At 42.8% G+C, this 15,161-nt stretch carries 10 protein-coding genes and 2 pseudogenes; 6 read left to right on the forward strand and 6 right to left on the reverse strand.

Annotated elements, in window-relative coordinates:
* Window positions 1-183: 183 nt before the first annotated feature.
* Both C4S39_RS10480 and C4S39_RS10485 read left to right on the forward strand, forming a co-directional pair.
* Window positions 184-332, forward strand: a pseudogene (locus C4S39_RS10480) (IS1595 family transposase); the annotation flags it as partial.
* Between the two features lie 512 nt (window positions 333-844).
* A complete protein-coding gene (locus C4S39_RS10485; protein ID WP_103966957.1) occupies window positions 845-1,708 on the forward strand; it encodes an HDOD domain-containing protein in 864 nt (287 codons plus the stop codon).
* 374 nt (window positions 1,709-2,082) lie between these two features.
* On the opposite strand, the gene C4S39_RS10490 is transcribed toward C4S39_RS10485, so the two are convergent.
* A complete protein-coding gene (locus C4S39_RS10490) occupies window positions 2,083-2,460 on the reverse strand; it encodes a multidrug ABC transporter permease (protein WP_258039403.1) in 378 nt (125 codons plus the stop codon).
* 109 nt (window positions 2,461-2,569) lie between these two features.
* Between C4S39_RS10490 and C4S39_RS10495 the strand changes: the two genes are divergently transcribed.
* Window positions 2,570-3,742: an alkaline phosphatase PhoX gene (locus C4S39_RS10495; RefSeq protein ID WP_103966958.1), complete on the forward strand. Its 1,173-nt coding sequence runs from the start codon at window positions 2,570-2,572 to the stop codon at window positions 3,740-3,742.
* Between the two features lie 200 nt (window positions 3,743-3,942).
* On the opposite strand, the gene C4S39_RS10500 is transcribed toward C4S39_RS10495, so the two are convergent.
* A complete protein-coding gene (locus C4S39_RS10500; protein ID WP_103966959.1) occupies window positions 3,943-4,254 on the reverse strand; it encodes a P-II family nitrogen regulator in 312 nt (103 codons plus the stop codon).
* A 484-nt stretch (window positions 4,255-4,738) separates the two neighbouring features.
* Between C4S39_RS10500 and C4S39_RS10505 the strand changes: the two are divergent.
* Window positions 4,739-4,879, forward strand: a pseudogene (locus tag C4S39_RS10505) (IS3 family transposase); the annotation flags it as partial.
* A 518-nt stretch (window positions 4,880-5,397) separates the two neighbouring features.
* Here C4S39_RS10505 and C4S39_RS16050 read toward each other — a convergent pair.
* Window positions 5,398-5,616, reverse strand: coding sequence for an STAS-like domain-containing protein (locus tag C4S39_RS16050; protein ID WP_219817948.1), 219 nt, complete (start codon window positions 5,614-5,616; stop codon window positions 5,398-5,400).
* 64 nt (window positions 5,617-5,680) lie between these two features.
* Between C4S39_RS16050 and hsdR the strand changes: the two genes are divergently transcribed.
* Window positions 5,681-9,061: a type I restriction-modification system endonuclease gene (hsdR, locus tag C4S39_RS10520; RefSeq protein WP_103966962.1), complete on the forward strand. Its 3,381-nt coding sequence runs from the start codon at window positions 5,681-5,683 to the stop codon at window positions 9,059-9,061.
* Window positions 9,062-9,077: 16 nt separating this feature from the next.
* Window positions 9,078-9,656: a class I SAM-dependent DNA methyltransferase gene (locus C4S39_RS10525; RefSeq protein ID WP_103966963.1), complete on the forward strand. Its 579-nt coding sequence runs from the start codon at window positions 9,078-9,080 to the stop codon at window positions 9,654-9,656.
* A gap of 55 nt (window positions 9,657-9,711) precedes the next feature.
* Here the strand turns inward: C4S39_RS10525 and C4S39_RS15350 are convergent, their stop codons facing one another.
* The 3 genes from C4S39_RS15350 to C4S39_RS10535 form a co-directional block, all read right to left on the reverse strand.
* On the reverse strand, window positions 9,712-9,870 hold the full coding sequence (locus C4S39_RS15350; protein ID WP_181023807.1) for a hypothetical protein: 159 nt from the start codon (window positions 9,868-9,870) through the stop codon (window positions 9,712-9,714).
* A 4-nt stretch (window positions 9,871-9,874) separates the two neighbouring features.
* A complete protein-coding gene (locus C4S39_RS10530; protein WP_041362056.1) occupies window positions 9,875-10,075 on the reverse strand; it encodes a CRISPR-associated endonuclease Cas1 in 201 nt (66 codons plus the stop codon).
* A 299-nt stretch (window positions 10,076-10,374) separates the two neighbouring features.
* Window positions 10,375-15,012 (reverse strand): AAA domain-containing protein, encoded by a 4,638-nt coding sequence (locus C4S39_RS10535; protein ID WP_013646279.1) that lies wholly within the window; start codon window positions 15,010-15,012, stop codon window positions 10,375-10,377.
* Window positions 15,013-15,161 lie beyond the last annotated feature (149 nt).

Consider the following 15,161-nt stretch of genomic DNA (forward strand, 5'->3'; position numbering starts at 1 on the left):
ATCCAACCAACCAAAGTTATTCTCCACATTGAATGGAAATATCAGATTCAATTTCTCAACAACAATTGTTGGGTACTTTTTTCAGGGATGACTAAGTAGTTTCGGATAATTTACATGTTAGCTTCAGATAAAGGCGGTATTTCTGCATTACGTTTATCGAAGCAGATTAATGTATCGTGGATGATAGAAGGACGAAAAACTAGAGGGAACGTGAACGGGACATCGAAAGCAAAACACCGATACTGGTTACAGTTGAGAATCGAGGCAAGCGCGCTGAGTTCATTACCATACAACAAGTTTCAGGTATCTGCCGGGAAGCAGTATCGCAGTATGGCGCCGTTTGGAATGAACTTGTGTCAGCTTCCAGAATGGCATCCAGGATGCCGGTGAATCCAGCTAGCTTAAGGGAAATGGGCTCTTTCTTGCACCGGCAGTCTTTTGCGGTAAACTCCAAAATACCGCGCAACTTCGCATTCGCTTCTGCCTTACACCATTACCACTTGTCGAATCTTCACATATGGTTCCACCGAATATATGCTCATCGCATCCGTTTAAAAGCTTTAGATTGGTACACCATTACTTATATGAATCCATTAAGCCGCTAAAACAAGTTGATGTGTGGAAAAAACTCCTAAGGACACTTGCCCAAAAATTGGAGCCCTCTTCTATAAGCCTGGATGTAAAATTCACTTCAAGCATCAAGATAAACAGTTGACTTGGACACTCTATAAGAATACTCAGAACTTTTTTGTACATTAGCCTTATTTTTTAATTGATTATGATCCATCAAGATGAATAAAGTCATATATCAAAAAATGATAATTCATTGCAAGAGCATACTATTATGATTAACCATATTGATTTAAAACAATCCCTCGAGCATATCCACACACTACCCGCCATGCCAATTATTGCAAGAAAAATGCTTGCATTAGCATTAAATACCGATGAAGGCGAAACTCAATTACTCAAACTTATCGCACAAGATCCACAGATTTCTGCACGTATTATCGGCTTGTCAAACGCTTCCTTATTTGGTTCACCAAGTATAATTTCTTCTATCAGTGATGCTGCCATGCGTCTAGGATTAATACATATTAAATCTGTTGCTATCGGCATGGCAGCCATTTCAGCATTCACCAGTCCGCCCGAAGGAAAGCTGAAAGCAAGAGATTTATGGATTCACAGTCTCACTATCGCTTCTACAATGCGTACCATCGCTAAACACATGCCCGCACAAATCCGCCCGATGGAGGATCAGATTTTCCTTGCAGGTCTCTTGCATGATATTGGCTATAACGTTCTGAGCTTCATCGCCAAAGATCTCAGTGATGCACTTCACGAAAGATTGAAAACAACTCCCGAAATATCGCTATTAGAGATAGAACATGAGCTGCTGGGGACAGATCATGGCGAGATCGGCGCACAACTTGGTACTTATTGGGAATTACCTGTGGAAATTATCGCCGTGATACGCTACCACCATATACCCGAGAAAATGGATTCGAAAATGAATCAATCCTTGGTCAGGCTGGTTAATATCGCAGAAAAATTACTGCCTGACTCAGGAATTACTGAGCACTCCGCACAAAAAATTACTCAGCAGGAATGGGGCAATCTAGGTATCGATTCCAACGAAGCCGATGCAATTACAGAAGAAATCCGAATCATTGCCGAACAAGTCGCGCAGCTTGCCAATGCTGCCTGAGTCCTCAGACTTAATCAGAATCTTCTGATTTTTTATGTGAGTACTCCAGCATACAATTAGGAGAGCATAAAATGCAAAAAGCAGCCATGAAGTGATACCGCAAAACTGGACAGGTAGTTAAGCTCTGTTATGGACAGGATAGAAGATCATGCATGAGCAAGAAACGCAAACAATATTCCAGTGAAAATAAAGCGCCCCGCCGCGAGTTGCGGGGTATTGAACTGCACTCTTTGATCTTCTGGTTTCGAGCCAGCTTTCACTCCGAGAGGCGGAAAATTTAGCTAGAAGATATTGATAAATATAAAAAATATCCACTATTAAGCCAGAGTTTTCAAACAAGCCATTCAATTTTCACCATTCCTGTTAGAAGTTCGTCAATTCCCCTTTTGCTTCGAAGCATAAACATACCCCCCGATTCCACCCAGAATAATCCCCAACGGTGCTGCGATAAAGATTCCGATCATAGGTCCTTGGTTGGTGTCTTTGGCGATAATCATCGGCCCTAAAAAACCTAGTGTAAAAAATAATCCTCCAAGAATTAACGCACCTCCAATGACGGCAGTAAGAGCATTCATTTTCTCGCCAGCGATCAGTTTCCATGCAAGCCCAGCAGCTAGAACAGCACAGGTCAGAGAAAAAAGTATATTAACCCAATTGGAAAAGCTGGTCGTGATTGTAAGTATTGTGTTGATAAAAAACAGCACGGTTAAAAACATTAGAAGCGATACAATTGGTTTTAATATTTGAATCATTGCTCAATACTTTCATCCCATAGATATAAAATGATGCAGCATTGTAAACTATCTCGCCGCATAAAACCTTGTGTCTATCGCGGAGTTTAAACATAAGGCTACATATAGAATGAAAATATCAGATCTAAAGCGGCGTAAATTATTGCAGTATGGATTTATGAGCTTGGGAGCGTTTTTTGGTAACACCTTGCTACCTTCCCCAGTCAAAGCTGCCACCATGGCATTATCACTAGCTGCACGCGGCAAGCTTTTACCGCCGGATCAAAATGGTGTGCGTTTGCCTGCAGGATTTACTTCACGTATCGTGGCGCATTCAGGTGAAAAGCTTTTTGACTATACTTGGCACGCCGCACCGGATGGAGGCGCCACCTTTGCTACTCCGGATGGCGGTTGGATTTATGTTTCCAACTGCGAACTGGAGAATAAAGCGGGCGGCGTAGGCGCATTACGCTTCAATGCACAGGGAGAATTGGTTGATGCATATTCGATTTTGAGCCAAACCAACCGTAATTGTGCAGGTGGACATACACCCTGGAAAACATGGCTATCGTGTGAAGAAACCGATAAAGGGCAAGTATGGGAATGCGATCCATTTGGCCACAAACCGGCGCAGGTCAGAAGATCCCTAGGTTTATTTCGGCATGAAGCCGTAGCGGTGGATATGCGCAACAAACAGCTATATTTGACCGAAGACAAGCCGGAAGGCCGATTTTACCGCTACACTGCACATTCATTCGATACTGCCGGTAATCCTAACCTGGATGACGGTGTTCTTGAAGTTGCCGAGGTGATTGACGGCAACACCGGTGCAGTTCACTGGCACGCGCTGACAGATCCCTCAGCGACCAACATGCCGACACGCAAACAAGTTCCCAGTAGCACCGCATTCAATGGCGGTGAAGGCATCTGGTATCACCAGGATTTTATCTACTTTGCCACCAAGGGAGATGATTGTGTGTGGGCTTTTGACATACAGAAACAGCGTCTCAGCATCCTCTATAATGCAGCATCATATCTCTCGCCGGTGTTAACCGGTGTTGACAATATTACCGGCAATGCCGCAGGCGAATTGCTCGTGGCTGAGGATAGCGGCAATATGCAAATTGTGGTGCTATCCGGAGATAATGTTCTGCCCTTATTACAAGTAATTGGTCATGACCATTCAGAAATAGCCGGGCCAGCTCTGAGCCCCGATGGATCACGGTTATATTTCAGTTCTCAGCGAGGCAAAACCGGAAATAGCGCGAATGGCGTAACATTTGAAATAACCGGTCCATTCTGATGTGATTTTTCCGATCTTCAGGAATTCGACAAGACTCCAGCATTTATACTTCCATAAATAACTGAAAACTGCTTCAAATAAAAAAACAGAACAGGAACATTAACCTGAAATTCAACCATTGAATCTATTTCACTCTGTCGTAAACAACACAACAGCAATTTTTTGGTCATGGCACAACCAATTAATTTTAAAGCGAGCTCTTAACTATCGAAATGCATTTGTGCATGACAATCTGAAATCATACATACACCCCCGAAACCTTCCATCGCGGGTTGCAATTCATTGAGCACTTTCTGTGCCAGATCTTCCTTACAAGCAAAAACTGTTATCGCATTTGCATCGGGTAAAATTCTATCATCAGGATTTCGAAAACCCCGCGCTCCCAAGCCTCCCGCATCCTTAATAACAGTATATCCGCGTATTCCGGATCTTTCTAGCAATTCAATTAACGCATCATGATATTCTGTTTCTACAATGACTTCGAATCTTTTCATTGCTATTGAATTGTTCATTACATCCTCCAAAAAACATGATAATCGTTAAATAGCTTTAGGAATTTTGATTAAGCTCTTCGATAAGCTTGGAACGAGGCTGTGACGTATTGATTTCGTGTGCCCTAAACATCCAGGATCAAATACCAAATCGGTATCAGTGAAGCAGCATACAAATTCGTCAACAAACACAGCGCATTTCAGCTTGTTAAGCTAAATACCCCATTGCGCTTTCTATTAATTCCTCTCAAACGTTAGGGTATGAGGCGATCTTAATATAACCAACACGATGTGCCTATTAAGGAAACTATTGTTTTTTATTAAAGGAAACCATTAAACAAAGCAATCCATCAGCTACATTGAGAACAAAGTGAGGTATGCTGATTTTCATGGAACCCGAAGTTTCTTAGAATGGAGAGATTAAATGAAGGATGAAGATGAAATTTATAATAACTAAATACAATCATGATGTTGGCAAGAAATCGATCAAGTTTTTTAAAGAAAGCGAGTCAATCGGCAATTTATAGCAACCCGGCCAAATCAACTACGGGTTGCAGACATTACCTTTGTTGCGACTTAGACGGGATTTGTTTATGTGGCTTTTATCACCGATATTTTTGCCCGGTGTATTGTTGGCTGGCGGGTTTGTAATTAATATCCGCAATCCGGTAACGTTGCCGACTATTTTGAAATGGAGAAGGGTCAGATTTGAAATCGCACTCTTTGACAGCCGATGGCGGTCAACTGAATACGTGTTCAAACCGTACAGATAAGGATAAATAAAAAGAGCATAATGTCCGCTATTATTCGTTCATTTTAGCTAAATTGAAGATGAATAATCCACGCCAGCCCGGATGTATGCTCGCACTTAACCGGAGAGCTGGAAAGTTGCCCTTATCCAGTACGCGCTCCCTTCACCCTCCTTCACTGCGTACTGGATACCCTTTTATGGGCGAAATTGTGCAGTGGAATTTCTGCGAAACCATACCTCGCCGGCTCCCGCATGGTTTTGCCCGCCCGTTTTAATTAGTCGTCCCTGAAAAAGGATCCTGCAATTGTTTTTTAAGATCGAATCTGAAGTCTCGATTGTTTGTGAAAAATAACTTTCACTCGTTGAAGTATCAATAACCCAACCATCAATCCACGGTATCGCTGATGCAAGCTTCAGCAATGGATCATTGGGATCAAGCTGACATAAAAACGGTTCCATACAAATTGGATTGATGAATCTTGCTGCTGGGCGTGAGCATTCTTATGCGCATTCTGGAACACTCTGAATACTTCATCTGCGAAAGCTTGATCAATCTCTTCAATGCCGTCAAAGTCGAGAACTACTGTGCTGAATTTTTCAAAACATGAGCTTGGAGCTATCCGGCAGTTCAAAGAATAGACGCGCGAAATGTAATAGAATGCAAGAATTTATCAAGCATCCGGAAAATCAATAGCAATGAAGGGGTCAAACTTTTCGGTATTAAGCCAGCACGACGAACAACTGCTTCGTCTGGGTATGTTGGCTGAGAAGTATTTTGCGGATGATCCAAATACCTGTCTTTTAAAGCTGCGCCAACTAACGGAGTCGCTGGCGCAACTGCTGGCTGCGCGGACGGGATTGTTCATTTCCGCGGAAGAGACGCAATACGATCTGCTGCGGCGTTTGCAGGATAATGGCATATTGCCGCGCGAAATGTACCAAATGTTCAATGAAGTACGCCGTAGCGGCAATGCGGCCAACCATTCGCTATCCGGCGATCATCGCAGCGCATTATCCTCGCTTAAGCTTGCCTGGCAAATCGGCCTCTGGTTTCATCGCACATTCCAGGATGCCGGATTCAAATCCGGCCCCTTCATACCGCCTTCCCCACCACCAGATGAAAGCGAGGAATTGCGCGCTGAATTGGATCGTCTCAAAAAGCTGGTGAATGACTATCAAGCGTCGCATGCCGTCGTCACGGAAAAATTGAGCATCACCGAATCCAGTTTGCGTGAAGCCAAGAATGAGCAGATATTCTGGGAGCAGATGGCCGCTGAAACCGAGCAAGCCAAGCTTAAACTGGAGAAAAGTATCCTTGACCAACAGCAAACCGCATCGGCACAACCGAAAGAGGCGCTCGCGAAGATTGCCGCTGCTGCCAATTCGGCTGCCGAAGCCGTGCAACTGGATGAAGCCGACACGCGTAAACTCATCGATCAGCAATTGCGCCAAGCCGGTTGGGAAGTCGATTCGGATACGTTGACTTTTAAAAAAGGCGCCCGGCCTGAAAAAAGCCGTAATCGTGCGATTGCAGAATGGCCCACGGCAAGCGGCCCAGCCGATTACGTTCTGTTCATTGGTCTTACGCCAGTGGCGGTGGTTGAAGCCAAGCGCAAAAATATCGACGTATCCGGTGCATTGCAACAAACCAAACGGTATAGCCGTTCTTTTACACCCAGCGGCGAAACCGAGCTGCCGCTTGAAAATTGGGGCAGCGATGGCAACTATCGCATTCCATTTGCCTTTTCTTCGAATGGCCGTCCATTCCTGCGCCAGCTTGCCACTAAAAGCGGTATCTGGTTTTGTGATCTACGCCGCGCAGATAACCTGGGCCATCCACTGGATGGCTGGTATACGCCGGAAGGTTTGAATACGCTTATCAAACGTGATGAAGCTAAAGCGCACGCGCAACTGGTGGAAACACCGTTCAATTATGGTTTTCAGCTCCGTCATTATCAGCAAGCAGCGATTCTCGCGGTAGAAAAAGGGATTGCTGAAAATCAACGGGCAATGCTGCTGGCGATGGCCACCGGAACCGGCAAGACGAAAACCTGTATCGCGTTAATCTATCGCTTACTCAAAGTAAAACGCTTTCGCCGCATCTTGTTTCTTGTGGATCGCTCCGCTTTGGGTGAGCAAGCGGCGAATGCGTTCAAAGATACCCGCATGGAAAACCTGCAAACTTTTGCGGATACTTTCGGTATCAAGGAATTAGGAGAACAAGCGCCCGATGCGGCTACCTCAGTGCATATTGCCACAGTGCAAGGTATGGTGAAGCGGCTGCTGTTTGCTTCGGAAGACGCAGTGCCGCCCAGTGTCGATCAATACGACTGCATTGTGGTGGACGAATGCCACCGTGGTTATTTATTGGATCGGGAGCTTTCCGATACCGAAATGACTTTTCGAGGCTTTGAAGACTATATTTCCAAATACCGCCGTGTGCTGGATTACTTCGATGCTTACAAAATCGGACTGACGGCAACGCCTGCTTTGCACACCACGCAAATTTTCGGTATACCGATTTATACCTATAGTTATCGGGAAGCGGTTATTGACGGCTATTTGGTGGATTACGAGCCGCCGATACAAATTAAAACCGAGCTGTCCACTCAGGGCATCAAATGGGAAATCGGTGAAGATATCAAGGTGTTCAACGGCTATAACCAGATCGAGCTTTTCAAGACGCCCGATGAAATCAAACTGGAAATCGAGGATTTCAATCGCAAGGTCATCACCGAATCGTTCAATCGTGTGGTATGCGAGTATCTGGCGCAAGAACTGGATCCGCTCTCACGCCAGAAAACACTAATTTTCTGCGCAACGGATGCGCATGCCGACATGGTGGTCGATTTGCTCAAAAAAGCCTTTGCCGGGCGCTATGGCAGCGTGGACGACGATGCAGTCATCAAAATCACCGGCGCTGCGGATAAGCCCTTGCAATTAATCCGCCGCTTCAAAAATGAACGCAATCCCAATGTAGCGGTAACGGTCGACTTATTGACGACCGGTATCGACGTGCCTGAAATTTGCAATCTGGTATTTCTGCGCCGGGTCAACAGCCGCATCTTGTTTGACCAGATGCTCGGCCGCGCCACGCGCTTATGCGATGAGATCGGCAAAGACGCCTTCCATGTGTTCGATGCCGTGCGGATTTTTGCGGCATTGAATAACATGACCGCCATGCAACCGGTCGTGGTCAATCCCAAAATCAGCTTTACTCAGCTGATCCAGGAATTGGTCACGGTCAATAACGATGAGTCGCGTCAATTGGTGCGCGATCAAATCCTGGCCAAGTTGCAAAGTAAAAAACGGCATTTATCCGGACAGTCCGTGCAAGACTTTGAAACCCAGGCGGGTATGCCGCCGGAAGCATTTATCCGCAAGATTAAGGCCATGCCGTTAAATGAAATAACCGCTTGGTTTACCCAAAACCCGGATCTGGGTGAAATTCTTGACCGCAAGCGTGAAGGAACGGCGGCAACCCTGTTTATCTCTGAACACGAAGACAGGCTGCGAGACGTGGAGCGAGGGTATGGCCAAGGGAAAAAGCCGGATGATTACTTGAAAGAATTTACAGCCTTCATTCAAAGCCACAGTAACGACATCCCGGCGCTGCTCACGGTTCGTACCCGTCCGCGCGACCTCACCCGCAAGCAATTGCGCGAATTGATATTAGCGCTCGATAAGGCAGGCTTCACCGAAACCGGTTTGGCAACCGCCTGGCGTGAAATCACCAATCAGGATATCGCCGCGCGCATCGTGGGTTACATTCGCCAAGCCGCCATCGGCGATGCGCTCATTCCGTACGATGAGCGTGTCGATCGCGCGCTGCAAAACCTGCTTGCCCGCGGCAGCTGGACAACGCCGCAACGTGATTGGCTCAAACGCATCGCGGCGCAAACCAAAGCCAACTTGCTGGTGGATCGCGCAGCGCTGGACGATCCCGATCTCGTGTTCAAGCGCGAAGGCGGCGGATTCAACCGGCTGGATAAGCTTTTCAACGGTGAACTCCAGCAAGTGCTGGAAACCTTTAATGACGCACTTTGGCAACAAACCGCCAACACAATAAAAGAATAAGGAATTCTCCATCCGCATGAGCAAAATCACCTCCGATATCGTCGCCAAGTTATGGAATCTGTGCAACATCCTGAAAGACGATGGCGTCACCTATCATCAATACGTCACCGAGCTGACCTATCTGCTGTTTCTCAAAATGGCCAAGGAAACCGGCACCGAGAATCAACTGCCGCAAGGTTACCGCTGGACCGATCTGGAATCCAAAGCTGCGCCGGACCGGCTGGAATTCTACAAAATGCTGCTGATCCATCTGGGCGGTCATGGCGCTGCATTGGTACAGGAAATTTTTGCCAACGCCAGCAGTTTCATCCGCAAACCGGCCACGCTGTCGACGCTGGTGGCGGAAATCGACAAGCTCGACTGGTACAGCGTGCACCGCGAAGACCTCGGCGATCTGTACGAAGGCTTGCTGGAAAAGAACGCCAACGAAAAGAAATCCGGCGCGGGGCAATATTTCACGCCGCGCCCGCTGGTCAATTGCATGGTCAACGTAATGCGACCGGCATTAACCGACATTATTCAGGATCCGGCGGCGGGAACCGGCGGTTTCCTCATCGCCGCCAACCATTATCTGCGCACGCACGGGGTATGTTAACTTCTCCCAAAACGCCGTACACTTTTTGAAAGAAGTACAAAATGAGGAGAATAAGCTACCTTGTCACTGCTAACTTGTTATTACCCAATCGTTTGAGTAATCCCATATAAGCATTGATTTCTTCTCGAATCACATTATCCGGTAGCATTGCTTTTGTGACTACCACTCGACCTAATTGAGGATGCACCCTGATCACACCCTGCCGATCCACCACAAAATCAGCCCTTCGCCATCGTTGTAATGCTACCAAAGATGATTTTATCAACTACCGGTCTGAGCGGCTCCATCAAATCGTAGACCAGCGATGCACGGCCATCCTGATCAGCATGCAAGCTTCCCACTGCAACATCAAGCCCTGTGATTTGCAAGGCTCGCTCCACTTGTCCAGCTAATATTGCATATGGTATTTTTATTTCCAAGGTATTTCGCTATGGCTCCAGGCTGACCAATAAATGATTGCAGCTCTTGCTTCTATCAAGCACAACGATTCTATTGTATCGGCTTGATCAATAGAGTTAACTGTTTAAGGAAATTTATTTACTTGCTGAGAATTTACAGCTTTAATTATCGCTTTACTTCATAATAAATATTAGTAAAAATGAGGAAAAGGTTTATATATATATCAATGCCCAATCCAACATTCCCCAAGAATTATTCTGTAATTCTTCTGTTATTCGTTATTTGGTTTTTTTTTTATTATCCATCAACTCAAATTAAACTAATTATTTTCAATTTTATATACACGTTGTTCTGTATAAATATTTGTATTGGTAGCACGCTTGCATGGCAGTATATCCATACTATTCAGTACGCTTACTAAATCGTCGATACAGCCTTCCGGATCGATTGTATAGCTCGACCCCCAACATCGCCAGAATTGCCAACCAACTCGTTCCATAGTCCGTTGCCGCTTCCAATCTTCCATCCATTTTTCAGGCGGATGGTATTTGTCACCATCTAATTCTATTGCTAATCTGCGATCATTTTCTCCTTCAATAACTAAGTCAATTGAAAATGCACCTACTTTTACTTGTGGTGTAATGTTATATCCTTTTTCAGCGAGTCTTTTATAAAAATCTCTTTCAAAATCTGAATCACATAGATTAATAGAATTATCAATATGTTGATATTGAGGCATAGGCGCTCGGAAATGACGCAGTATCTTCAAACGTAAATCTGATTCATTAGTAAGATTTTCTTCCTGAAGGCTTCGGTAGAGATACATCCTATCTCTTGCTCTAGATAATGCGACATTAAATCGCTGCTCTGCTTCCCGTTTTGTCGCTGATGAACCTGTTACTTTATCCTTAGTAGGATTGTAACTATCTACCATTGACAAAAATACAATATCCCTTTCTTTACCTTGAAAAGTCGCAGCATCGCCACAAGCAATTTGATAGTCTTGATATACATCTTCTCCCAAGGTAGTCAGCAATTTGTCTTGAATATATTTTGCCTGTTCATTACCTAGTAACGAAATAACGCCAATACTTCGCCCATTGAATTTTGGATCGGAAACCAAAGTTTTTATTTCAGATATAATCGCCTCTGCTTCTGATTCGTTGACTTTCTTCCGTTCGTCACGTAAGCCACCCTTGACAAAAACATCAATCAGAGGAGGAATAAGTTTCTCTGAAGATTTTGGAATTCTTAATGGAATTAACGGTTCATTATAAAATTGCATACTAAACCGTATTATTGGCTCAACACATCGAAAGTGCTCTGTTAGCATTATGCGTTGACCGGGAAATGTGGCATTAGCTAGATCATATATGGAAACTCCGGGAAGGAACAGTTCTGAGAAAGGCTGATCTCTGAGAAAATTATGTTTAAGCTGCAATATTTTTTCCTCAGCAACAAATGCAGCCGTTGGGCTTACTTGTTTATCATCACCAACTATTAATAATTTCTTTGCCCTTAATATAGCAGGTAGTGCTGTTATGTCAGATTGTGATGCTTCATCAATTATTACCAAATCAAAAGTACCAAAATCTGAGGGTAGACTTTCACTGATACGCCATGTGGGCATAATCCAGCATGGGACTCCACTATAACAATCTTGCATTGCTCGGTAAGCATCTTTGCGGTGTCTAGGTGCTCTTTTTCCTGTGCCTTTACCAATTTTTGCAAGGGAAGACAAAAATCGCATCAAAGCACCTTGAACTCGCTCTGTCATGCTCATATGCAGACCGATATTCGTTTTTAATCTTACAAGCTCAGAAAACGTCTTCTTTAGATCATGATCTAGTGTCGATCTTTTTTTCGACAGTCTTTTAAGTTGATCACGTCCATCTATTTCATATAAATATTGTTTACGTCGTTTCCATTGCCATGTTCCATACCAATCAACTGGCGTCAACTCATCATCAGTTCCTAATAACGGTTCGGATTTTAATTTTATACTCCAAATAGGCGCCCCGGAATCTGATATTTTGTCCGTAATTAATTCAATTTCACTTAAAAAGCTAGAAAGTTCGTTCAATCTATTCAATTCGACCACAAATCCTTGCCACCCTTGGATTATTTTATCCGATGAATACATTGGATTACCTATATTATTCTCAATAAATTTCCTTATTTCTTCTGAGATTTCTCCTTCAGCTTGACTTAGTTTAACCATTAAGTCTTGCAACTTTAATCGTTGGGCACCCAGACTTATTCGCGATGTATTAAACTCAATTGCTTGAATTATTTTTACAATTTCTACCTTATCTCTGGCAAGTTTAGAAACATCAATCCCGTGCGGAAACAGCTCTGAAACCTCACGACTAATAAAAATCCATTCGTTAGTTATTTTTTTTGTGTTTGTAATTAAATAATGAATAAAGGAAATTTCTGAATATAAACTGCCATAAGTATATGTAAATTTGGGTAATCCAAATTCCTGGCCAGCATGATTCCATTTGATTATAAATTTTCTCATTTCGTCTTGAAAAATTACATAATCTAGAACTAACTGCCACTGTTCTTCATTTTTAGGTTTTTCGCCATCTACACTTACTTGATAAATAATTTCTTTGACGTCTTTGTTGCCAAAAGAAAATATACTGAATGCCCTTTTGCCGTTTACAAGATTTTCTAAGGCGGTTTTTGCATTTTCAATACAGGAAGAGACATCAGCCATCTCTACAAGGGTTGTTATAAATTTCTGTCTTTCTCTAATCAATGATGATAGAGCATTTAACAAGCTGGCAAAAAGTTCACTGCTCTCCGAGTCATTTTTTATATTCTCAATCCCTGAGGAGTAAATTTGCTCAAGCCAATCATGTTTCTCAAAGTGATCTAAAAGTTCAGACAATTGTTTTAGCGACTTGGCTAGATTTTTTGCTCGCTCAATTGATCTCTCAACTGAAACTGCGAGAGGTGGTATATGGCTATTCTTTGAATTGTTTTCAATTTCTATGGAGGTCAAAAGATCACTGTGAATAGCAGCGATGTTTGCACTATCGAGCATATCCTGCAATTTGGGTAGGTTCTTACCTACATAAATAATATCTTTACCAACCTTACGTCTGCAGACTTTAATTTTTGAAATATCTGAATCAGTAAAACTAGGAACATACTTTTCTGATGAACCAAGCTCGTCCGGTAGCCATTCATGGTTGCCAGAATCGTTTATAACTTGTTGAGCCAGTTCCATTGCAGTTATTCCAGTGCCTGCGTCATCAAACTGTTTCTCAATCGGATTAAGCTGCTTTAGTCCCCATTCCTTAATTTCTGAATCAATTTGGGTAATCTCGTATTTGAGTTGCTTGACGCGTGACTCACTTGCTTCTATTTCCGTTTTTAAATCTGTTATGTTAGTTTGACTAACCAAAGCAGCTAGCAGTTGTACAGCGGTTTCAAGCTGTTTCATACCCTGTCGTTCATTTGAAAGAAGACTTATCGTTAAGCTTCTTAACTCTTCAGGTATTTGATTTTGTAATACTGATAATGCAGATTCGCCTTTAGATGTGACTAGTACGCTCCGCCCAGTAGCTAAATAATGGCAAATGATATTAGCAATAGTATGTGTTTTCCCAGTGCCGGGAGGGCCCTGAACTACAACTCCATCATTTTCTCCAAGCCTATCAATTATTTGAATTTGTGATTCGTTGAAAGCTTTAGGAAAAAATAGTTCTGAATTTTTGTTAATATGTGATGATAAGGTTAGCGAAGATGAGGACGAATCGCCATCTAAGGAGCCGCTTGTTAATATTGTTTTTTTGTCGGATAGCTCAGTAATCAATTTCTTAGTCGGGCTGGGAATATATCCTACTAAGTTATCTGATTCTTCAAGATTCTTTTGAAAACGCTCAATATCTTGTACAAAATTAGTTGTACTCCTGGGTTTTGCAAAAATTACCCAGCTATCTGTTATCTCAAGAGAATCACTTACTTTATTTGGCTCACGGTTTTCTTTGTTAGGATTTATATCTGGCCAGTATATTCCGCTTTCACTCAAATGCGTTGCTGCTTGCCTAAGTACAGGCTCAAAGCTTTCATGGATATATGGCGAAAAATCAATATCATCAGACAATTCAGAAAAATGTTTTTTGCTGAAGCGCAACAATGTATCGACTCCCGGATTTTCTAACGCAAAGAATGCGCTAATTGCTAGCTCTGGCTCAATGTTTCTTGGGTGTATGAGGATAGCACCATCTTTTTGGTCAATTTCGATTTCAATTGACTTTTCGAGTAATGGGTGATCAATTTTATGACCTTCACATGACCAACGAGCTATCCCAATACCTAATATCAATTCATTTGGTTGTTCATCACCTTGGGCTTCAATGTTTTGTTGCAAGCTAAATAAAGAGTCGTATAATTTAATAGTTTCTCTACGTGGCTTTTCTTCTTCAGACCAAGGCAACCATTGTTCGCTGACATAAGTATCAATGTCTTTTTTTACCTGGGGAATATTTTCAAGTCGAAATATCACATCCTTATTTTTTATATCGGTAAATTGTTCGCTTAAAGGTTCAATAACATCTATTTCTGCAATAACTCCATCACTAACAAGCTGAATAACATCAGCTTCAGGTAGGGTTTTTATTAATTTGTCGTTAATATGAGGATTGCTTTCTGGATCATTTTCGATTGATACCCATTCAATTAAATTTTTAGGGAGAGATGGAGGCGCTAACCTCTTTAATCGTTCTATTCTAAGCCAGATGAAAATGCCATCGGTATCAACAATATTATGCTGGATGCCAATTTTACCCTTAAGTTCGTGTTCCCATATATTTAGTTGCTTGTACTCATCAATTCTGAAAACTGCTTTTTGATTGAGAATTCCCAAATGACGTACATAGCTAAGTAGTTCTTTCAAGCGTTCGATTGTTTTAGAATTAGATTTCTCAATTTCGTTAATCACATTACCTTCCTATGATCTTTAGTCTCTTAGAAAATAAATCAAGGCTCTTGAAGCAGAGATTAATAATATCTGCTGAATTGTAATAGTTAATCTTGTTGTTTTAATGTACCTCGACCACATATGAGCTTAGCAGTTAGTAGTTAAACTTG

This window comes from Nitrosomonas ureae, from assembly GCF_900108305.1.
In the GTDB taxonomy this organism is placed as follows: Bacteria; Pseudomonadota; Gammaproteobacteria; order Burkholderiales; family Nitrosomonadaceae; genus Nitrosomonas; species Nitrosomonas ureae_B.